Raw genomic sequence first — 20464 nt, forward strand, 5'->3', positions numbered from 1 at the left:
CGCGTGAAAGTGCGTTCAGTGGATCAGCGAATCAGTCTGATCAACTGCAAATGCCACCAGAACGCATCATCCGGTCCATTCCGGTACGGGGTGGGCCGGGCCGGCCCCGGAGGTATCAGCCATGGCCCACGTCGGCGTCCCGCGCGGGACGGTCCGAAAGCGCCGCTCGGTCGCGCTCCTGGCGACAGGTGTGCTCACGATCCCGGTACTGGCGGGCTGCACCTCGGACAGCGAGGCCCCCTCTCCGGTGGCCGTCCCCCAGGACATCGCCCCGGCCGCCCGGGACCGGGTCGCCGAAGGCTCCACCCTCACCTGGGCGATCGACGCGGTGCCCGCGACCCTCAACGCCTTCCAGGCCGATGCCGACGGCGCGACCGCGCGTATCACCGGCGCCCTGCTCCCCTCGCTGTTCCCCATGGACGCCAGGGGTGAGCCCAAGCGCAACCCCGACTTCCTGGAATCCGCGAAGGTCATCGAGCAGGAGCCCAAGCAGGTCGTCCTCTACAAGCTCAACCAGCAGGCGGTGTGGAGCGACGGCCGCGAGATCGGCGCCCCTGACTTCGTCGCCCAGTGGCGCGCGCTGAGCGGCAAGGACTCGGCGTTCTGGACCGCGCGCAACGCGGGGTACGAGCGGATCGAGAAGATCGAACGCGGCAAGGACGACCTCCAGGTCCGGGTCACCTTCTCCAAGCCGTACGCGGACTGGCGCTCGCTGTTCTCGCCGCTCTACCCCAAGGAGGTGACCGGCTCGCCCGGCACCTTCAACGACGGCGCCCGGACCACCCTCAAGAACACCGCCGGGCCCTTCCGGCTGCGTGCGGTGGACAAGAAGAAGGGGACCGTCGTCCTCGACCGCAACCCGCGCTGGTGGGGGAACGAGGCCAAGCTCGAGACCCTGGTCTTCCGCGCCGTGAAGGCCGGTGACCGGGCCGCCGCACTCACCGACGGCACGGTGGACGTCGCCGACGTCGAGCCGGCGACGGCGAACCGCATCGCCCTGGCCGCCCGCGAACGCGCCGGGAACGCCGGGGCGCCCGCCCACGGTCCCGGAGCCGGCATCACCCCGGCCGCGGCCCTGCGGTCCTGGGCACTGGCCCACGGTTCGGACGAGGAGGCCGCCGAGACGGCGCGGGCCGCCCGTGAGAAGAACCAGGAGGCCGTCGCCGTGTACGCCGCCGAGCAGAAGGCGCTGCGCGGATTCGACGTACGCAAGTCGCTGGAGCCCGCCTACACGCAGCTGGCGCTGAACGGGGAGACCGGGCCCCTCTCCGACGACCGGGTACGGCGCGCCATCGCCCGCACCCTGGACCGCCAGGAGCTGGCCGACAGCGTGCTGAAGCCGCTCGGGCTCTCGGCCGAGCCGCCCGGGAGCCACCTGGCCCTGGCCGGTCAGCCCGCGTACAAGGACGGCAGCGGGGCGCTCGGCGAGCAGGACACCAAGGAGGCGCGGGCGCTGCTGGCCGACGCGGGCTGGACCCCGGGCGGTGCCGTCCGCAGGGCCGAGGACACCAAGGCGGGCAGCCAGGCCGAGAAGGAGAAGGCCGAGGACGGGAAGAAGACGGAGAAGGCCGAAAAGGCCGAGAAGGCCGAGGGGAAGGCCGGCAAGGGCGACGCGGCGGACAAGGCCGGGAAGGACGACGCGGCCTCGCGGGAGGAGGGGTCGTACATCGTGGGCGACGGCAAGGCGGGCGACCGCGCGGCCGCCGGGGACGCCGAGATCGCGGCGCAGGACAGGAGCCCCGGCGGCGCCGCCGGCGCCTACGCCCCCGCGGGTACCGCAGCCCCCGCCCCCGCCTCGGTCAGGAACCGGGTCGGCAAGGCCGGCAAGCCGCTGACCCTGCGCTTCGTCCTCCCCTCGGGCCCCGGATCGCAGTCGCTGCGCAGTGTCGGGCAGAAGATCGTCGAGATGCTGGACACCATCGGCATCGGCACCCAGATCACCAAGGTCTCCGACGAGAGCTACTTCAAGGACCACATCGCTTCGGGCGACTACGACATGGCGCTGTACTCCTGGCCCGCCACCGCCTACCCGGCGACCGACGGCCGCCCGATCTTCGCCAAGCCGGAACCCGCCACCGACGGCTCGCTGCTCGTCGAGCAGAACTACACCCGGGTCGGTTCGGACCACATCGACCAGCTCTTCGACCGCGCGGTGTCCGAACTCGACGCCAACGCGTCCAGGGAGCTGCTGAAGCAGGCGGACGCCCGGATCTGGGCCGCCGCAGGATCGATTCCGCTGTATCAGAGGCCACAGCTCGTCGCCGTCGACAAGAAGCTCGTGAACATCGGCGCCTTCGGCTTCGCCGCGCCCCGGTACGAGGACATCGGATTCACCGCGCGACAAGCGGCAGGTTCCCCCGCGAATCGTAAGAAGTAGCAGGTCAAAGCCATATTCGAAGCTCAGATACAGCTCAACTCCCTTGCCCGCCGGAACCTCCGGCGGGCAAGGTGGTGTCCGCCCAGACCCGGGCCGCACCCCCTTTTCACACCCCTTGCCGTCCGTCCTCCCACCGGCCGGACGATGACGTGATACCACCTGAATATCGGCTGAATTATGGCCGAACCCCGGCTCCGGCGATCGGCCCGGGAAGCCCCGGACTCGACGGGCCCGTACCATTGGACTAGCCGTGGCGTGCCGCCCGGCGGGCGTACGAGGACTCGAGACCGACTGAGACGCCTGATCCCACGATCCGAGAGAAGCGCAAGCCACCCATGCCCACGCGCCACGACATCCGTAACGTAGCCATCGTCGCCCACGTCGACCACGGCAAGACCACGCTGGTCGACGCCATGCTCAAGCAGGCGGGCGCCTTCGCCGCCCACGCCGCCGAGAACCTCGACGAACGCATGATGGACTCGAACGACCTGGAGCGTGAGAAGGGCATCACGATCCTCGCCAAGAACACGGCGGTGAAGTATCACCCCAAGGACGGCGGGGACCCGATCACGATCAACATCATCGACACCCCCGGCCACGCCGACTTCGGCGGCGAGGTCGAGCGCGGTCTGTCGATGGTGGACGCGGTCGTCCTGCTCGTCGACGCCTCCGAGGGCCCGCTGCCCCAGACCCGCTTCGTGCTGCGCAAGGCGCTGTCCGCGAAGATGCCGGTCATCCTGTGCATCAACAAGACCGACCGCCCCGACTCCCGGATCGCCGAGGTCGTCGACGAGACGTACGACCTGTTCCTGGACCTGGACGCGGACGAGGACCAGATCGAGTTCCCGATCGTCTACGCCTGCGCCCGTGACGGCGTCGCGTCGCTGACCAAGCCCGAGGACGGCACCGTCCCGCAGGACAGCGACAACCTGGAGCCGTTCTTCTCCACGATCCTGTCGCACGTCCCGGCCCCCGAGTACGACGAGGCCGCACCGCTGCAGGCCCACGTCACCAACCTGGACGCCGACAACTTCCTCGGCCGCATCGCGCTCTGCCGCGTCGAGCAGGGCGAGCTGCGCAAGGGCCAGACCGTCACGTGGATCAAGCGCGACGGCACCATGTCCAACGTCCGCGTCACCGAGCTCCTGATGACCGAGGCGCTCACCCGCAAGCCCGCCGAGGTCGCCGGCCCCGGTGACATCTGCGCCGTCGCCGGTTTCCCGGACATCATGATCGGCGAGACCCTGGCCGACCCCGAGAACCCGATCGCGCTCCCGCTGATCACGGTCGACGAGCCCGCCATCTCGATGACCATCGGCACGAACACCTCGCCGCTCGTCGGCAAGGGCGGCAAGGGCCACAAGGTCACCGCCCGTCAGGTGAAGGACCGTCTGGACCGTGAGCTGATCGGTAACGTCTCGCTCCGCGTCCTCGACACCGAGCGCCCGGACGCCTGGGAGGTCCAGGGCCGTGGTGAGCTCGCGCTGGCGATCCTGGTCGAGCAGATGCGCCGTGAGGGCTTCGAGCTGACCGTGGGCAAGCCGGAGGTCGTCACCAAGCAGATCGACGGCAAGACGCACGAGCCGATCGAGCGCATGACCATCGACTCCCCCGAGGAGCACCTCGGTGCCATCACGCAGCTGATGGCGACCCGCAAGGGCCGCATGGAGACGATGACGAACCACGGTTCGGGCTGGGTCCGCATGGAGTGGATCGTGCCCTCCCGCGGCCTCATCGGCTTCCGTACGGAGTTCCTGACGCAGACCCGCGGCACGGGCATCGCGCACTCCATCTTCGAGGGCCACGAGCCCTGGTTCGGTGAGCTGCGTACCCGTCACAACGGCTCGCTGGTCGCCGACCGCGCCGGCTCGGTCACGCCGTTCGCGATGGTCAACCTCCAGGAGCGCGGTGTCATCTTCACCGAGGCCGGCACCGAGGTCTACGAGGGCATGATCATCGGCGAGAACTCCCGCGCCGACGACATGGACGTGAACATCACCAAGGAGAAGAAGCTCACCAACATGCGTGCGGCGTCCGCGGACACCACGGAGAACGTGGTTCCCGCCCGCAAGCTGTCGCTGGAGCAGTCCCTGGAGTTCTGCCGCGAGGACGAGTGCATCGAGGTCACCCCGGAGACCGTGCGTATCCGCAAGGTCGTCCTGGACGCCAAGCAGCGTGGCCGTACCGCCTCGCGCGCCAAGAACGGCTGACCTGACGGAATCGTCCGACCACGGCCGGCGAAACGCCGGTCCGGGGCATTGACATGAGGCCCGGGCCCCCGCAGACACTGTGGGGGCCCGGGCCTTTCGTCAACCCGTTTTTCTGACCGACGTGTCCGTATATCGTGCGTCGCTCTCCGGAACATGTGTTAACGGTCCGTTTCGGGGGTGTCTGTCTGAGATCACTTTGTCCGGATTTCGGGCAACCATGCCTTCTCGATGTTGTCAAACCGAGACCCTTTAAGTGTGGTTTACAGCCCGGTGTTCCTTAATAGTTGGCTCCATTGAGCTCGGGTCAATGGGTCGTCGCACTGTGGGGAGTGCGGACTCACGAGCACACTCGGGGCACTGGAACGATCGCCGTCAGGGGTGTCGGTGGATCTCTGCAGTGCCCCTCTTGTAGTCAAAAGTGGACTCATGAGGAGGAAACCCATGCGCGGTGCCAAGAGCGCCAAGTGGGTCGCGGGAGCGGCAATCATCGCCCTGGCCGCGACTGCCTGTGGCGGGGGCAACGATGACGACAGCAGCAACTCTGCTTCGAAGGAGAAGGGCAAGCCCGAGGGCTACGTCTCCATCGACGTCGGTGAGCCGCAGAAGCCGCTGATCCCGGCCGACACGAACGAGTCGCTCGGCAGCTACGTCATCCAGTCGGTGTTCACCCAGCTCCTCGACTTCGACGCCGAGGGCAACATCGTCTACACGAACGCCGAGTCCGTGAAGTCGGACGACAACAAGACGTGGACGGTGAAGCTCAAGGCGGGCTGGAAGTTCCACGACGGCACCCCGGTCACGTCCGAGTCCTACATCAAGGCGTGGAACTGGTACGCGAACGTCAAGAACGCCCAGCAGAACGCGTTCTGGTTCGAGGACATCAAGGGCTACGCGGACGTCCACCCCGAGAAGGGTGACCCGAAGGCCACGGAGATGTCCGGCCTGAAGGCCGTCGACGACACGACCTTCACCATCGAGCTCAACAAGCCCGTGCCGTACTACGAGTACAAGCTCGGCTACACCACCTTCGCCCCGCTGCCGGAGGTGTTCTACAAGGACACCAAGGCGTTCGGCCAGGCGCCGGTCGGCAACGGTCCCTACATCTTCGAGAAGTGGGACCACAAGAAGCTCATCCAGGTCAAGGCCAACCCTGACTACCAGGGTCCGAACAAGGCCAAGAACAAGGGTGTCCTCTTCAAGAACTACGCGACCGTCGAGGCCGCGTACCAGGACCTGATCTCCGGCAACCTGGACATGATCCGCCAGGTCGGCCCGAAGGACCTCCCGAAGTACAAGACGGACCTCGGTGACCGCGCGATCGACGAGCCGTACGCGGCCATCCAGTCGCTCGTCCCGACCTTCTACTCGAAGACCTTCAAGGACATCGACCCGAAGGTCCTCCAGGGTCTGTCGATGGCGATCGACCGCGACACGATCACCAAGACCGTGCTCAACGGCACCCGCAAGCCGGCGACGAGCTTCACGCCTCCGGGCGTCGCCGGTAACCAGGACCTGGGCACCGACGTGTTCAAGTTCGACGCGGCCAAGGCCAAGGCGCTCGTCACCGAGGGCGGCGGCGTTCCGGGCAACAAGATCTGGATCCAGTACAACGCCGACGGTGGCCACAAGGAGTGGGTGACCGCGGTCTGCGAGTCCATCCGCAACTCGACCGGTGTCGACTGCGTGCCGGACGCCAAGCCGGACTTCCAGACCGACCTGGAAGCGCGTGACAACGACCAGGTCAAGTCGATGTACCGCGGTGGCTGGGTCGCCGACTACCCGCTGAACGTCAACTTCATGCGGGAGCTGTACGGCACCACCGCCGAGGCCAACAACGGCCGGTTCTCCGACAAGGAGGTCGACGCGGCCTTCAAGAAGGGCGACAACGCCGCCAGCCTGGAAGAGTCGATCAAGGCTTACCAGGACGCGGAGAAGCTCGTCCTCGAGAAGATGCCGGCGATCCCGCTCTGGGAGTACAAGACCAACGGTGGCTACTCGAAGTCGGTCGACAACGTGACCATCGACTTCCACGGTGACTACAACATCACCGAAGTCACCGTCGTCAAGTAACCCACGCCTGAGGGCCCCCACTCGGCCATCAGCCGCCCACACCAGGCAGTAGGTCCCGGGGGCCGCTCTTCCTATCGGGAGAGCGGCCCCTGGGCTGCTTTATCCCTTTCGGAGGCAAACATGGGGCGTTACGTCGCGCGGCGACTGCTCCAGATGATCCCGGTCTTCCTCGGGTCAACCTTGCTGGTCTTCGCCATGATGTACGCGCTGCCCGGCGATCCCGTGCGCGCGCTCGCGGGTGAACAGACCGTGGACCCCACGCAGATCGCCGCAATGAAGAAGGAGCTCGGGCTCGACCTGCCGCTCTGGCACCAGTACTGGAACTACCTCGTGAACTTGTTCCAGGGGGACTTCGGTACGCAGATCGCGAGCGGTCGGCCCGTCGCCGACATCATCTCGGAAGCGTTCCCGATCACGGTCCGGCTGGCTCTGTTTGCCTTCATCTTCACGGTCGTCGTCGGTATCTCCATGGGCGTCTTCGCGGGCCTGAAGGCCGACACCCTTCGTGACCGCGGTCTGCTCGTCCTGACGCTGCTGCTCATCTCGGTCCCGTCGTTCGTACTCGGCTTCCTCGGCCAGTACTTCTTCGCCTTCCAGCTCGGCTGGGTCGAGCCCAACGTGAGCATGGAAGCGAGCTCGAACGAGCTGATCCTGCCCGCTGTCGTGCTCGGGTCCCTGTCGCTCGCCTATGTGGCACGACTGACCCGCACCTCGGTCGCGGAGAACCTGCGCTCCGACTACATGCGCACCGCCGTCGCCAAGGGGCTGCCGCGCCGCCGCATCATCGGGGTCCACCTGATGCGCAACTCGATGATCCCCGTGGTCACCTTCCTCGGGACCGACCTGGGCGCCCTGCTCGGCGGCGCCGTCGTCACCGAGGGCATCTTCAACGTCAAGGGTGTCGGCTCCGCCGTCTTCGACGCGCTGCGGCACCGCGAAGGTGCCACCGTCGTCGGCATCGTGACGCTGATCGTCATCGTCTATCTCGTCGCCAGCCTGGTCGTCGACCTGCTCTACGCGGTCCTGGACCCGAGGATCCGTTATGCCTGAGACGCTCAAGAAAGCCACCCCGGACACGCCCGGGGCCGTGGCGGCACCCGCTGCCGTCGCACCGGTCGGCAAGCCCCGCAGCCTGTGGTCGGACGCCTGGCACGACCTGCGGCGCAGCCCGCTGTTCGTCGTCTCGGCCGTCCTGATCGTCTTCCTGCTGGTGATGGCCATATTCCCCGGCCTGTTCACCGGCGCCGACCCGCGCTACGCGGACCTGGCCCACCACTACCTGCAGAAGCCCAAGTGGGGGAACTTCTTCCAGGAGGACTGGTTCGGGTACGACATCCAGGGGCGTTCGATCTACGCGCGTGTCGTCTACGGCGCCCGGGCCTCGATCACCGTCGCCGTCGTCGTCACCGCCCTCGTCACGATCCTGGGCACCGTCGTCGGCATGCTCGCCGGCTACTTCGGCGGCTGGATCGACACGATCCTGTCCCGGGTCACCGACATCTTCTTCGGCGTGCCGTTCATCCTCGGCGCGATGGTCGTCCTCACCTCGTTCGAGGAGCGCAAGATCTGGGTCGTCATCCTGGCCCTGGCCTTCCTCGGCTGGACCCAGATCGCCCGTGTCGCGCGCGGTTCCGTCCTGACGATCAAGCAGGCCGACTACGTGATGGCTGCCAAGGCGCTCGGCGCCTCGACCAGCCGCATCCTGCTCCGGCACATCCTGCCCAACGCGATCGCCCCGGTGATCGTCGTCGCGACCATCGCGCTCGGCGGCTACATCTCGGCCGAGGCCACCCTGTCCTTCCTGGGCATCGGGCTGGCCGAGCCGACCGTGTCGTGGGGTGTCGACATCTCCTCCGGCCAGGAGCAGCTGCGCAACGCCGCGTTCGTGCTGATCATCCCGTCGGTCATGGTGTCGATCACCGTTCTGGCGTTCATCATGCTCGGCGATGCGGTACGCAACGCCCTCGACCCCAAGCTGCGCTGAGGGAGGCGTACATGACCATCATCGACAAGACGGCGGATGTCCCGGCTCCGCGTGGTTCGGACGACGCGAGCGGCCCGCTGCTCGAAGTCCGCGACCTGCACGTGGAGTTCCACACCCGCGACGGCGTCGCCAAGGCCGTCAACGGAGTCAACTACAGCGTCAGCGCGGGCGAGACCCTCGCTGTGCTCGGCGAGTCCGGTTCCGGCAAGTCCGTGACCGCGCAGGCGATCATGGGCATCCTGGACATGCCCCCCGGCCGCATCCCGAAGGGGGAGATCCTCTTCCGCGGCCAGGACATGCTCAAGATGTCGGGCGAGGAGCGCCGGCAGATCCGTGGCCGGAAGATCGCGATGATCTTCCAGGACGCGCTCTCCTCGCTGAACCCGGTGCTCTCCGTGGGCTACCAGCTCGGTGAGATGTTCCGCGTCCACCAGGGCCTCTCCAAGAAGGACGCCAAGGCCAAGGCCATCGCGCTGATGGACCGCGTGCGCATCCCGGCGGCCAAGGAGCGGGTCAACGACTACCCGCACCAGTTCTCCGGCGGTATGCGCCAGCGCATCATGATCGCGATGGCGCTCGCCCTGGAGCCCGACCTGATCATCGCGGACGAGCCCACCACGGCGCTCGACGTGACTGTCCAGGCGCAGGTCATGGACCTCCTCGCGGAGCTCCAGCGCGACTTCAACATGGGTCTGATCCTGATCACGCACGACCTCGGCGTCGTCGCCGACGTCGCCGACAAGATCGCCGTGATGTACGCGGGCCGGATCGTCGAGACCGCCCCGGTCCACGAGATCTACAAGCGCCCCGCGCACCCCTACACCAAGGGCCTGCTGGAGTCGATCCCGCGCCTGGACCAGAAGGGCCAGGAGCTCTACGCGATCAAGGGCCTGCCGCCCAACCTGCTGCACGTGCCGTCCGGCTGCGCCTTCAACCCGCGCTGCACGATGGCGCAGGACATCTGCCGTACGGAGATCCCGGCCCTGCGCCCGGTGACCGAGCAGGACGGCACCGAGCTGGTCGGCCGCGGCAGCGCCTGCCACTTCTGGAAGGAGACGATCCATGGCTGAGCTCGACAAGGAGTCCGTGGACGCCACCCCGAACGTCACCGAAGTGGCGACGGTCAACGCGGCCACCGAGACGGAGGCCGTCGCGGCCCTCGACGCGCCGGTCTCGCAGGGGGAGCCGATCCTCCAGGTGCGCAACCTGGTCAAGCACTTCCCGCTGACCCAGGGCATCCTGTTCAAGAAGCAGGTCGGCGCGGTCAAGGCCGTGGACGGGATCTCGTTCGACCTCTACCAGGGCGAGACCCTGGGCATCGTCGGTGAGTCCGGCTGTGGCAAGTCCACGGTCGCCAAGCTCCTGATGACGCTGGAGCGGGCCACCGCGGGTGAGGTCTTCTACAAGGGTCAGGACATCACCAAGCTGTCCGGCCGCGCGCTGAAGGCCGTACGCCGCAACATCCAGATGGTGTTCCAGGACCCCTACACCTCGCTGAACCCGCGCATGACGGTCGGCGACATCATCGGGGAGACCTTCGAGATCCACCCCGAGGTGGCCCCGAAGGGCGACCGGCGCCGCAAGGTGCAGGAGCTCCTGGACGTCGTCGGGCTCAACCCGGAGTACATCAACCGGTACCCGCACCAGTTCTCCGGCGGTCAGCGCCAGCGCATCGGCATCGCCCGCGGCCTCGCGCTCAACCCGGAGATCATCATCTGCGACGAGCCGGTCTCCGCGCTCGACGTGTCGGTGCAGGCGCAGGTCATCAACCTGATGGAGAAGCTCCAGGACGAGTTCAACCTCTCCTACCTCTTCATCGCGCACGACCTGTCGATCGTCCGGCACATCTCGGACCGGGTCGGTGTCATGTACCTCGGCAAGATGGCCGAGATCGGTACGGACACGCAGATCTACGACCACCCGACGCACCCCTACACCCAGGCGCTGCTGTCGGCGGTCCCCGTGCCGGACCCCGATGCCCGTGAGGGCCGCGAGCGGATCATCCTCTCCGGTGACGTTCCGTCGCCGGCGAACCCGCCGTCGGGCTGCCGCTTCCGCACGCGGTGCTGGAAGGCGCAGGACAAGTGCGCCACCGAGGTGCCGCTGCTGGCGATCCCCGAGCGCTTCAAGGCGACGGACACGCCGGCCGCGCACGAGTCGGCGTGCCACTTCGCCGAGGAGAAGGATGTCGTGCACGCGGCCTAGTGCCGCGAAAAAGCGACAAGGACGCCCGGTCCCCGTTGGGGGCCGGGCGTCCTCGCGTTCCCGCACCCTGTAGGGCGTACGGCGTAGGCCGACATGCGACGAAGTGTCATATGAGGTGATATGAGGCATTGAGCTACTCACGTGAACCTTAGGAGGCACTTCATGCGCGGAGCCACACAGGCCAGGTGGGCCGCATGCGCCGTCGCTGTCGCCCTGACGGCCACGGCCTGCGGCGGTGGGGACGACAGTGGCGGAGGTGGCGCCGACGGGATCGTGAGCTCGTCCTGGGGTGACCCGCAGAACCCCCTGGAGCCCGCGAACACCAACGAGGTGCAGGGCGGCAAGGTGCTCGACATGGTCTTCAGGGGCTTGGTGCGCTACAACCCCAAGACCGGCGAGGCCGAGAACGAGATCGCCGAGAAGATCGACAGCACGGACTCGCAGAACTTCACCATCACGATCAAGGACAACTGGACCTTCAGCAACGGCGAGAAGATCACGGCGAAGTCCTTCGTGGACGCGTGGAACTACGGCGCCGCGCTGAAGAACAACCAGAAGAACGCCTACTTCTTCCAGTACATCGACGGCTACGACAAGGTCCACCCCGAGTCGGGCTCCGCCAGTGCCGACACGCTCTCCGGCCTGAAGGTCGTCGACGACACGACCTTCACGGTCAAGCTGTCGCAGAAGTTCTCGCTCTGGCCCGACACCCTCGGCTACGCGGCCTTCGTGCCGCTGCCCAAGACCTTCTACTCCGACCACGACGCCTGGCTCGCCAAGCCGGTCGGCAACGGCCCGTACACCATCGACCAGTACGCCAAGGGCTCGTCGATGAACCTGCGCAGGTGGGACGACTACCCCGGAGCCGACAAGGCGCAGAACGGCGGCATCGACCTCAAGGTGTACACCGACAACAACACCGCCTACACCGACCTGACCGCGGGCAACCTGGACCTGGTCGACGACGTGCCCGCCTCGCAGCTCAAGAACGTCGAGGCGGACCTGGGCGACCGGTACATCAACACCCCGGCCGGCATCATCCAGACGCTCGCCTTCCCCTTCTACGAGAAGGAGTGGAACACCCCCGACGCGGTCAAGGTCCGCCAGGGCCTGTCGATGGCGATCAACCGGCAGCAGATCACCGATCAGATCTTCCAGAAGACCCGCACCCCCGCCTCCGACTGGACCTCACCGGTCCTCGGCGAGGAGGGCGGCTTCAAGAAGGGGCTCTGCGGCTCCCCGTGCGAGTACGACAAGGCGGCGGCCAAGAAGATGATCCAGGAGGGCGGCGGCATCCCCGGCGGCCAGCTCAAGATCTCGTACAACGCCGACACCGGCTCCCACAAGGAGTGGGTCGACGCGGTCTGCAACAGCATCAACAACGTCATGGGCGACAACAAGGCCTGCGTCGGCGGGCCCGTCGGCACCTTCGCCGACTTCCGCAGCCAGGTCTCCACCCAGAAGCTGACCGGTGCCTGGCGTGCGGGCTGGCAGATGGACTACCCGCTCATCCAGAACTTCCTCCAGCCGCTCTACTACACCAACGCCCCCTCCAACGACGGCAAGTGGAGCGACGAGAAGTTCGACGACCTGATCGACAAGGCCAACGCGGAGAGCGACAAGGCCAAGGCCGTCGCCACCTTCCAGGACTCGGAGAAGGTCCTCGTCGAGCAGATGCCCGTCATCCCGCTCTGGTACCAGAACGGCAGCGCGGGCTACTCGGACAGGGTCGAGAACGTCTCCCTGAACCCCTTCAGCGTCCCGGTGTACGACCAGATCAAGGTCAAGTGACCCCCTGAGCCGGGGGCCGGTGCGGCACACCGCACCGGCCACCCGGCTTTCCGGTCCTCACGCCTGCTCGCCCAGGGGGTGCCCAGCCGGTCACGCAGGGCTCGCGGGGCCTGACCGGCCGGACACCTCCCCAACCCCCGGAGCCCTGCATGGGACGTTATGTGATCCGGCGGCTGCTGCAGATGATCCCCGTCTTCTTCGGCACCACGCTGTTGATCTTCCTCATGGTGAACGTGATGGGTGACCCCATCGCGGGCCTCTGCGGCGACCGCCAGTGCGACCCCGCGACCGCCGCTCAGCTGCGTACCGAGTTCGGCCTCGACAAGCCCGTGTGGCAGCAGTACCTGACCTACATGGGCAACATCTTCACCGGTGACTTCGGTACCGCGTTCAACGGTCAGAAGGTCACGGAGCTGATGGCCACGGCCTTCCCCATCACCATCCGGCTCACCATCGTGGCGATCGTGTTCGAGATCGTCATCGGCATCAGCCTCGGTGTGGTCACCGGGCTGCGGCGCGGCCGGCCCGTCGACACCGTCGTACTCATCCTGACCCTGGTCGTCATCGCCGTGCCGACCTTCGTCACCGGCCTGCTGCTCCAGCTGCTCCTGGGGGTCGAGTGGGGCATCATCAAGCCCTCCGTCTCCCCGGAGGCACCGGTCGACGAACTCATCGTCCCGGGCCTCGTCCTGGCGTCCGTGTCGCTGGCCTACGTCACCCGGCTCACCCGCACCTCGATCGCGGAGAACGCCCGCGCCGACTACGTCCGAACCGCCGTGGCCAAAGGGCTTCCCCGCCGGCGGGTGGTCGTACGGCATCTGCTGCGCAACTCCCTGATCCCCGTCATCACCTTCATCGGCACGGACGTGGGCGCCCTGATGGGCGGGGCGATCGTCACCGAGCGCATCTTCAACATCCACGGAGTCGGCTACCAGCTCTACCAGGGGATCCTGCGCCAGAACTCCCAGACCGTCGTCGGGTTCGTCACCGTCCTGGTCCTCGTCTTCCTGGCGGCGAACCTGATCGTCGACCTCCTGTACGCCGTACTCGACCCGAGGATCCGCTATGCCTGAGCAGAAGCCGTGGGACGAGACGACGGGCAGCGGGGCCATCTCGGGGGCGGGTGCGGGCGGGGGCATGGACCTCGCGATGGACGAGGGCGTCACGCTGGAGAAGACGCCCGGAGGCCCCGAGGGCACCGGTCCCGCCGGCAAGCCGCGCAGTCTCTGGTCCGACGCCTGGCGGGACCTGCGCCGCAACCCCGTCTTCATCATCTCCGGGCTGGTCATCCTGTTCCTGGTGATCATCTCGATCTGGCCCTCGCTGATCACGGACCAGGACCCGCTCAACTGCGACCTGGCCAAGGCCCAGGAGGGCTCCCAGCCGGGGCACCCCTTCGGCTTCGACGGCCAGGGCTGCGACGTCTACACCCGCACCGTCTACGGCGCCCGCACCTCGGTGACCGTCGGCGTCCTCTCCACCGTCGGGGTCTCGCTGCTCGGCGGGGTGCTGGGCGGACTCGCGGGCTTCTTCGGCGGGGCGTGGGACGCCGTCCTCTCCCGCATCACGGACGTCTTCTTCGGCATCCCCGTGGTCCTCGGCGGGCTGGTCTTCCTGTCCGTCGTCACCAGCTCCACCGTCTGGCCCGTCATCGGCTTCATCGTGCTGCTGGGCTGGCCGCAGATCGGCCGTATCGCGCGGGGTTCCGTCATCACCGCCAAACAGAACGACTACGTCCAGGCGGCCAGGGCGCTGGGCGCCTCCAACCCGCGGATGATGCTGCGCCACATCATGCCCAACGCCATCGCGCCCGTCATCGTCGTCGCGACCATCGCCCTCGGGACCTACATCTCGCTGGAGGCGACCCTCTCGTACCTCGGCGTCGGTCTGAAGCCCCCGGCCGTCTCCTGGGGCATCGACATCTCCGCCGCCTCCCAGTACGTCCGCAACGCGCCGCACATGCTGCTCTGGCCCGCCGGGGCGCTGGCCGTCACCGTGCTCGCCTTCATCATGCTCGGCGACGCGGTGCGCGACGCCCTCGACCCCAAGCTGCGCTGAGGAGTCCGCTGCCATGTTGCTCGAAGTGCGCGATCTGCACGTGGAGTTCCACACCCGGGACGGGGTCGCCAAGGCCGTCAACGGGGTCAACTACTCGGTGGCCGAGGGAGAGACCCTCGCCGTGCTCGGCGAGTCCGGCTCGGGCAAGTCCGTCACCGCCCAGGCGATCATGGGCATCCTCGACACGCCGCCCGGGAAGATCAGCGGGGGCGAGATCCTCTTCCAGGGCCGCGACCTGCTGAAGCTCAAGCCCGAGGAACGGCGCAAGGTCCGCGGCCAGGAGATGGCCATGATCTTCCAGGACGCGCTGTCCTCGCTGAACCCGGTGCTCAGCGTGGGTGAGCAGCTCGGCGAGATGTTCGTCGTGCACCGGGGGATGTCCCGGGGGGACGCCAAGGCCAAGGCCATCGAGCTGATGGACCGGGTGCGCATCCCGGCCGCGCGGGAACGGGTCGGCAACTTCCCGCACCAGTTCTCCGGCGGCATGCGCCAGCGCATCATGATCGCCATGGCGCTGGCGCTGGAGCCCGACCTGATCATCGCCGACGAACCCACCACCGCCCTCGACGTGACCGTCCAGGCCCAGGTGATGGAGCTGCTCGCCGAGCTCCAGCGTGAGCTCAACATGGGGCTCATCCTCATCACCCACGACCTCGGGGTGGTGGCCGACGTCGCCGACAAGATCGCGGTCATGTACGCCGGCCGGATCGTCGAGACCTCGCCGGTCCACGAGATCTACGCGGCGCCCGCCCACCCGTACACCAAGGGCCTGCTGAGGTCGATCCCGCGCCTGGACCAGAAGGGCCAGGAGCTCTACGCGATCAAGGGGCTGCCGCCCAACCTGCTGCACATCCCGCCCGGCTGCGCCTTCCACCCCCGGTGCCCGATGGCCCAGGCCGTGTGCCGCACGGACGTGCCGCCGCTCTACACCGTGGACGAGGAACGCCGGAGCGCCTGCCACTTCTGGAAGGAGACGCTCGATGCACGCTGACGGAGCGGGACGCGAGGAAGTCACAGGAACGGCGGGCTCCACGCTGCTCTCCGAGGCGCGGGAGACGGACCGCACGCGGCCGTACGCCGAGGGCGATCCGATCCTGCAGGTGCGCGGCCTGGTCAAGCACTACCCGCTCACCCGGGGCATCCTCTTCAAGAAGCAGATCGGTGCCGTCAAGGCCGTCGACGGCGTGGACTTCGACCTGGCGGCGGGCGAGACGCTCGGCATCGTGGGGGAGTCCGGCTGCGGCAAGTCGACCGTCGCCAAGATGCTGGTGCATCTGGAGCCGCCGACCGGGGGCTCGATCCGCTACAAGGGCGAGGACGTCACCAAGCTGTCCGGCCGCGCGCTGAAGGCCGTACGCCGCAACATCCAGATGGTGTTCCAGGACCCCTACACCTCGCTGAACCCTCGCATGACGGTCGGCGACATCATCGGGGAACCGTACGAGATCCACCCCGAGGTGGCCCCCAAGGGCAACCGCCGGCAGAAGGTGCAGGATCTGCTCGACGTCGTCGGGCTCAACCCGGAGTACATCAACCGCTATCCGCACCAGTTCTCCGGCGGTCAGCGCCAGCGCATCGGCATCGCCCGCGGCCTCGCGCTCAACCCCGAGATCATCGTCGCCGACGAACCGGTCTCGGCCCTCGACGTGTCGGTCCAGGCCCAGGTCGTCAACCTGCTGGACCGGCTGCAGGCCGAGTTCAGCCTGAGCTTCCTGTTCATCGCGCACGACCTGTCGATCGTCCGGCACATCTCCGACCGGGTGGGCGTCATGTACCTCGGGCGGATCGTCGAGATCGGCACGGACGAGGAGATCTACGACCACCCCACGCACCCCTACACCCAGGCGCTGCTGTCCGCCGTGCCCGTGCCCGACCCGTCGGCACGGGACCACCGCGAGCGGATCATCCTGCACGGTGACGTCCCCTCGCCGGCCAACATCCCCTCCGGCTGCCGCTTCCGCACCCGCTGCTGGAAGGCGCAGGAGCGGTGCGAGCTGGAGGTGCCGCTGCTGGCGGTGCCGGCCGTCCTCAGGGAGGTGGACTCACCGGCCCGGCACGACTCCGCATGCCACTTCGCCGAGGAGAAGCGGGTGGTGCCGCAGGAAGCGCCCGGGCGGGAATCCATGCCGGGTCAGGAGGAGGCGCCCCGGCAGGGTGACGCGTGGGCGCCGGGTGACGGGTCCGGGCAGGGTGGCGCGTCGGCCTCGCCGCCCACGGGTGAAACAGGCGACAAAGAAGGATAAATGAGCCTCATCTTCGTTAACACGGAGGCAACTTGACCGTCTCGGCACCGATATACGAACGCACCACCATGGACAAGGTACGGCCGTGCGGGTGCCGTTAACCGGCCGGGGCGTTCATCACGTCGCCCCGGCCGGTTACCCGTTCCCCCTGATTCCCAGAGGTCCCCTTGTCCATCGGCGGACCGCGGTGGAGTATCGCTGGGGTGATACTCACACGGGGAGCCAGAATCACCGGAGCGGTGCTGTGCGCCGTGCTCGCGGCCGTGGCCGCCGCCTGGATCGTGCGTGACCTGCGTGCCGTCGGCGATCCCACGGATCTGCTGCGCTACTGGGCCGGCTACAGCGACGCCCGGCCGGAACGGCTCCCCGCCACCACGCAGACCGACGTGGTGCTGCTCGTCGTGAGCGTCCTCGCCCTTGTCGCCGCGCTCCGCTCGTCGATCGCGGCCTCCGCGCTCGTCGCCACCGGAGTGGTCACCCTCGTACTGCGGCTGCCCGGTGTCTGGACCGTCGGAGCGTCCTGGATGGACGGACGCTTCAGCGACGAGCTGCGCACCCGCGCCCTCGTCGGCACCTTCGCCGTCCTGGCGGCGGGTCTCGCGCTCGTCATCACCGGCGCGGCCGGCCGCAGGCAGCCCGAGGACTCCTACGAGCCGCTGCCGACCCGGCCGGGGCAGGCGGCGGGTGTCACGGCCTTCCTGCTGCTCGGCGCCTCGGGGGCCGTCCTGCTCGCCTGGGAGGTCCGGCAATTCTTCACGCTGCCCGACGCGCTCTATCCGGACTGGTTCATCGGCGGTCGCGCCATCCCGATGGGGCTCACCGACGCGCCGCCCGGCTGGGGGAACGTGGCCCTGGCCACGGTCTGCCTCGTGGTGGCCTGGACCGCGCTGTTCCGGGCCGTCCACGCACGGCCGCTGGGCATGATCGCCGCGGCCTTCCTGCTGGTCTCGGGTGGCTTCGGAACAGCGCGGGCCTTCCACCACCGGCTGCTGGACCGCTTCGGCGACCTCGGGGCGGAGTACCAGCTCATCGTGCTCACCTCCTTCCTGCTCGCCTTCACCGGGGCCGTCGTCCTGCTCGTCCTGGCTCGCCGGGGCTTCGAGAACACCGGCACGGGGAACCAGGGGTACGGCGGCTACGGCTACCCGCGGACCGGTGCGCAGGGTTACGGCTACCCGCCGGGCGGGACGCCCGGATACGGCTATCCGCAGACGGGGACACCCGGATACGGCCACCCCTCGGGCCCGGCCCCCGGCTACGGCTACCCGCAGGGCGGCGGCCAGGGGTCGTCCCCACCGCCGCCCTCCTCACCGCCGCCCAGCTGGTGAGCGCCCCGTCTACGCCCGGGACAGCCCCAGGGACCGCCTGAGGAAGTCGACCTGGAGCAGCAACAGGTTCTCGGCGACCTGCTCCTGCGGCGTCATGTGCGTCACCCCGCTCAGCGGCAGCACCTCGTGCGGACGTCCGGCGGACAGCAGCGCGGAGGAGAGCCGCAGCGCGTGCGCCACCACTACGTTGTCGTCGGCCAGGCCGTGGACGATCATCATCGGCCGCGCCTCGCCGGCCGGGGCGGACAGCCCTTCGTCGGTGATCAGCGAGTTGCGGGCGTACACCTCGGGCTGCTCGGCGGGGTCGCCGAGATAGCGCTCGGTGTAGTGGGTGTCGTACAGCCGCCAGTCCGTCACCGGTGCGCCGACCACCGCCGCGTGGAAGACGTCCGGGCGCCGCAGCACCGCGAGCGCCGAGAGGTAGCCGCCGTACGACCAGCCCCGCATCGCCACCTTGGAGAGGTCCAGGGGGAAGCTGCCGGCCAGCCCGTGCAGTGCCTCCACCTGGTCGTCGAGACTGAGGGTCAGATCGTCCCTGACCGCCTTCTCCCAGGCCGGGGAGCGGCCCGGGGCGCCCCGGCCGTCCGCGACGATCACGGCGAAACCGTGGTCCGCGAACCACTGGGACGTGAGGTGCGCATTGTGCGCGGCCACCACCCGGCGGCCGTGCGGGCCGCCGTACGGGTCCATCAGGACGGGAAGCGGACCATCCGACTCCTGATAGCCGGTGGGGAGCAACACGGCGCACGGGATGCGCCGTGCGCCCCCCTCCGTCAACCGGACCCGGGCCCGCAGCGACGGCTCCTGGGCGAGATTCGCCACGGTGGCGATCCGCTTGCCGTCCCGCAGGACCTGTACGTCCGCTCCGGGCCTCTCCGGGGACGCCGAGACCAGCACCGTCACCCCGCCCGCGCGCACCGCGGAGTGCACCCCCGGACCCTCGCTGACGCGCTCCACGCCCAGCTCGTTGACCCGGTACACATGGCTCTGGCCCGTCTCCGGATCCGCGGCGTCCTCGCCCGCCGTGGCCTGGACCAGAAGGTCCGACCCGCCGATGTCCAGCACCGCCTGGACGTGCAGCCGGCCGCCGGTCAGCAGCCGGTCGCCCACCGAGAGCACGCGCGCCCCGCCCTCGTCGGCGACCCGGACGAGCTGCCCGTCAGGAGCCCACGCCGGGACTCCGGCGAAAAGATCGAGCCAGATCCCGTCTTCGTCCACATGTACGGTCCGCGTCGCGCCGCTCTCCGTGTCGACGGCCAGATACAGCTGACTGCGCTGGTCACGGGCCTGCACCAGAAGCAGCGGTGCGCCGTGCGAGGACCAGTGAACCCGCGCCAGATAGGGAAAGACCGACCGGTCCCAGACAACCTCCGTGCGTGCCCCCTCCAGATCCGTCAGGAAGAGCCGCACCTCGGCGTTGGCCGTCCCCGCCGCCGGATACGCCACCTCGGAGGGCTTGCTGCCCGGGTGCGCGGGATCGGCGATCCACCACCGCTGTACGGCGCTGTCGTCAGCCCGGGCGACGAGCAGGCGCTCCGAGTCCGGCGACCACCAGAAGCCCCGGTAGCGGCTCATCTCCTCGGCGGCGACGAACTCTGCCAGGCCGTAGGAGACATGCGCCTCCTCCGGCTCGGCGAGCGGGCGGTCCCCGTCGCCCTCGGCCCCCACCACGCGCAGCGTGCCGCGGGAGACGTAGGCGATGTGCCGGCCGTCGGGGGACGGGCGCGGATCGATCACCGGGCCGGGTACGGGCAGGGCGCGCGCCGTGCCCGCCCTCAACTCGGCGACGTACACCTTGCCGGAGAGCGCGAAGGCCGCCAACTCGGCCGCTTCGTCGACCGCGTAGCCCACGATGCCCGCAGAACCCTCCCGGGTCCGCTCGCGCCTGGCCCGCTCCTGCGGCGACAGCTTCTCGGCCGAACCGCCCAGCAGGGCGGCGGGATCGGCGGCGACCCGCTCCTCGCCCGTCACGGTGTCGAGGACCATGAGCCGGTTCGCGCGGTCGGTGCCCGAGGGCGACCGGAGGAAGACCACCCTCGTCCCATCCGGTGAGACCGTGAAGGCGCGAGGTGCGCCGAGAGTGAACCGCTGGGTCCGGGCGTGCTGGCGCGGAAAAGACAGCTTCTGCGAGGTCATGGCTCCGAACCTAGCCCGCGGCGGGCGGTCCGTGCGCCCCTCGTGCTGCTGTGCCCCGATCA

The 20464-nt window shown here is 68.5% G+C and carries 14 protein-coding genes; 13 read left to right on the forward strand and 1 reads right to left on the reverse strand.

The features are described 5' to 3' along the window. The first annotated feature begins 121 nt into the window (after positions 1-121). The 13 genes from ABZY45_RS09795 (at position 122) to ABZY45_RS09855 (ending at position 18266) form a co-directional block, all read left to right on the forward strand. Positions 122-2377: an ABC transporter family substrate-binding protein gene (locus tag ABZY45_RS09795; protein ID WP_356737912.1), complete on the forward strand. Its 2256-nt coding sequence runs from the start codon at positions 122-124 to the stop codon at positions 2375-2377. A gap of 335 nt (positions 2378-2712) precedes the next feature. Further along, entirely contained in the window at positions 2713-4587 is a 1875-nt protein-coding gene (gene typA / locus ABZY45_RS09800; protein WP_356737914.1) for a translational GTPase TypA, read from the forward strand. 441 nt (positions 4588-5028) lie between these two features. Next, positions 5029-6657, forward strand: coding sequence for an ABC transporter substrate-binding protein (locus tag ABZY45_RS09805; protein WP_356737916.1), 1629 nt, complete (start codon positions 5029-5031; stop codon positions 6655-6657). 120 nt (positions 6658-6777) lie between these two features. Further along, positions 6778-7707, forward strand: a complete 930-nt coding sequence (locus ABZY45_RS09810; protein WP_356737918.1) for an ABC transporter permease — start codon at positions 6778-6780, stop codon at positions 7705-7707. Beyond that, positions 7700-8641, forward strand: a complete 942-nt coding sequence (locus ABZY45_RS09815; RefSeq protein WP_356737920.1) for an ABC transporter permease — start codon at positions 7700-7702, stop codon at positions 8639-8641. The genes ABZY45_RS09810 and ABZY45_RS09815 overlap by 8 nt, the downstream gene beginning before the upstream one ends. Positions 8642-8652: 11 nt before the next feature. Then, positions 8653-9711 (forward strand): ABC transporter ATP-binding protein, encoded by a 1059-nt coding sequence (locus tag ABZY45_RS09820; RefSeq protein ID WP_356737922.1) that lies wholly within the window; start codon positions 8653-8655, stop codon positions 9709-9711. Then, positions 9704-10846, forward strand: a complete 1143-nt coding sequence (locus ABZY45_RS09825; RefSeq protein ID WP_356737924.1) for a dipeptide ABC transporter ATP-binding protein — start codon at positions 9704-9706, stop codon at positions 10844-10846. Before ABZY45_RS09820 ends, ABZY45_RS09825 begins: the two co-directional genes overlap by 8 nt. 162 nt (positions 10847-11008) lie before the next feature. After that, on the forward strand, positions 11009-12637 hold the full coding sequence (locus ABZY45_RS09830; protein WP_356737926.1) for an ABC transporter substrate-binding protein: 1629 nt from the start codon (positions 11009-11011) through the stop codon (positions 12635-12637). A 149-nt stretch (positions 12638-12786) separates the two neighbouring features. Beyond that, complete coding sequence (locus tag ABZY45_RS09835; protein WP_356737928.1) at positions 12787-13710, forward strand: ABC transporter permease; 924 nt, start codon at positions 12787-12789, stop codon at positions 13708-13710. Further along, on the forward strand, positions 13703-14695 hold the full coding sequence (locus ABZY45_RS09840; protein ID WP_356737930.1) for an ABC transporter permease: 993 nt from the start codon (positions 13703-13705) through the stop codon (positions 14693-14695). The genes ABZY45_RS09835 and ABZY45_RS09840 overlap by 8 nt, the downstream gene beginning before the upstream one ends. Before the next feature lie 13 nt (positions 14696-14708). Beyond that, positions 14709-15686 (forward strand): ABC transporter ATP-binding protein, encoded by a 978-nt coding sequence (locus tag ABZY45_RS09845; protein ID WP_356737932.1) that lies wholly within the window; start codon positions 14709-14711, stop codon positions 15684-15686. After that, entirely contained in the window at positions 15676-16938 is a 1263-nt protein-coding gene (locus tag ABZY45_RS09850; protein WP_356737934.1) for a dipeptide ABC transporter ATP-binding protein, read from the forward strand. Before ABZY45_RS09845 ends, ABZY45_RS09850 begins: the two co-directional genes overlap by 11 nt. 203 nt (positions 16939-17141) lie before the next feature. Then, complete coding sequence (locus ABZY45_RS09855; protein WP_356737935.1) at positions 17142-18266, forward strand: hypothetical protein; 1125 nt, start codon at positions 17142-17144, stop codon at positions 18264-18266. Positions 18267-18275: 9 nt separating this feature from the next. On the opposite strand, the gene ABZY45_RS09860 is transcribed toward ABZY45_RS09855, so the two are convergent. Continuing rightward, a complete protein-coding gene (locus ABZY45_RS09860; RefSeq protein WP_356737937.1) occupies positions 18276-20402 on the reverse strand; it encodes a prolyl oligopeptidase family serine peptidase in 2127 nt (708 codons plus the stop codon). Positions 20403-20464 lie beyond the last annotated feature (62 nt).

It is taken from the genome of Streptomyces sp. NPDC006516 (genome assembly GCF_040611875.1).
In the GTDB taxonomy this organism is placed as follows: domain Bacteria; phylum Actinomycetota; class Actinomycetes; order Streptomycetales; family Streptomycetaceae; genus Streptomyces.

What these genes read in the sequence shown, in the direction of transcription:
- ABZY45_RS09795 (WP_356737912.1), top strand. Translation starts at nt 122, where the DNA reads ATGGCCCACGTCGGCGTCCCGCGCGGGACGGTCCGAAAGCGCCGCTCG.
- typA (WP_356737914.1), top strand. Translation starts at nt 2,713, where the DNA reads ATGCCCACGCGCCACGACATCCGTAACGTAGCCATCGTCGCCCACGTC.
- ABZY45_RS09805 (WP_356737916.1), top strand. Translation starts at nt 5,029, where the DNA reads ATGCGCGGTGCCAAGAGCGCCAAGTGGGTCGCGGGAGCGGCAATCATC.
- ABZY45_RS09810 (WP_356737918.1), top strand. Translation starts at nt 6,778, where the DNA reads ATGGGGCGTTACGTCGCGCGGCGACTGCTCCAGATGATCCCGGTCTTC.
- ABZY45_RS09815 (WP_356737920.1), top strand. Translation starts at nt 7,700, where the DNA reads ATGCCTGAGACGCTCAAGAAAGCCACCCCGGACACGCCCGGGGCCGTG.
- ABZY45_RS09820 (WP_356737922.1), top strand. Translation starts at nt 8,653, where the DNA reads ATGACCATCATCGACAAGACGGCGGATGTCCCGGCTCCGCGTGGTTCG.
- ABZY45_RS09825 (WP_356737924.1), top strand. Translation starts at nt 9,704, where the DNA reads ATGGCTGAGCTCGACAAGGAGTCCGTGGACGCCACCCCGAACGTCACC.
- ABZY45_RS09830 (WP_356737926.1), top strand. Translation starts at nt 11,009, where the DNA reads ATGCGCGGAGCCACACAGGCCAGGTGGGCCGCATGCGCCGTCGCTGTC.
- ABZY45_RS09835 (WP_356737928.1), top strand. Translation starts at nt 12,787, where the DNA reads ATGGGACGTTATGTGATCCGGCGGCTGCTGCAGATGATCCCCGTCTTC.
- ABZY45_RS09840 (WP_356737930.1), top strand. Translation starts at nt 13,703, where the DNA reads ATGCCTGAGCAGAAGCCGTGGGACGAGACGACGGGCAGCGGGGCCATC.
- ABZY45_RS09845 (WP_356737932.1), top strand. Translation starts at nt 14,709, where the DNA reads ATGTTGCTCGAAGTGCGCGATCTGCACGTGGAGTTCCACACCCGGGAC.
- ABZY45_RS09850 (WP_356737934.1), top strand. Translation starts at nt 15,676, where the DNA reads ATGCACGCTGACGGAGCGGGACGCGAGGAAGTCACAGGAACGGCGGGC.
- ABZY45_RS09860 (WP_356737937.1), bottom strand. Translation starts at nt 20,402, where the DNA reads ATGACCTCGCAGAAGCTGTCTTTTCCGCGCCAGCACGCCCGGACCCAG.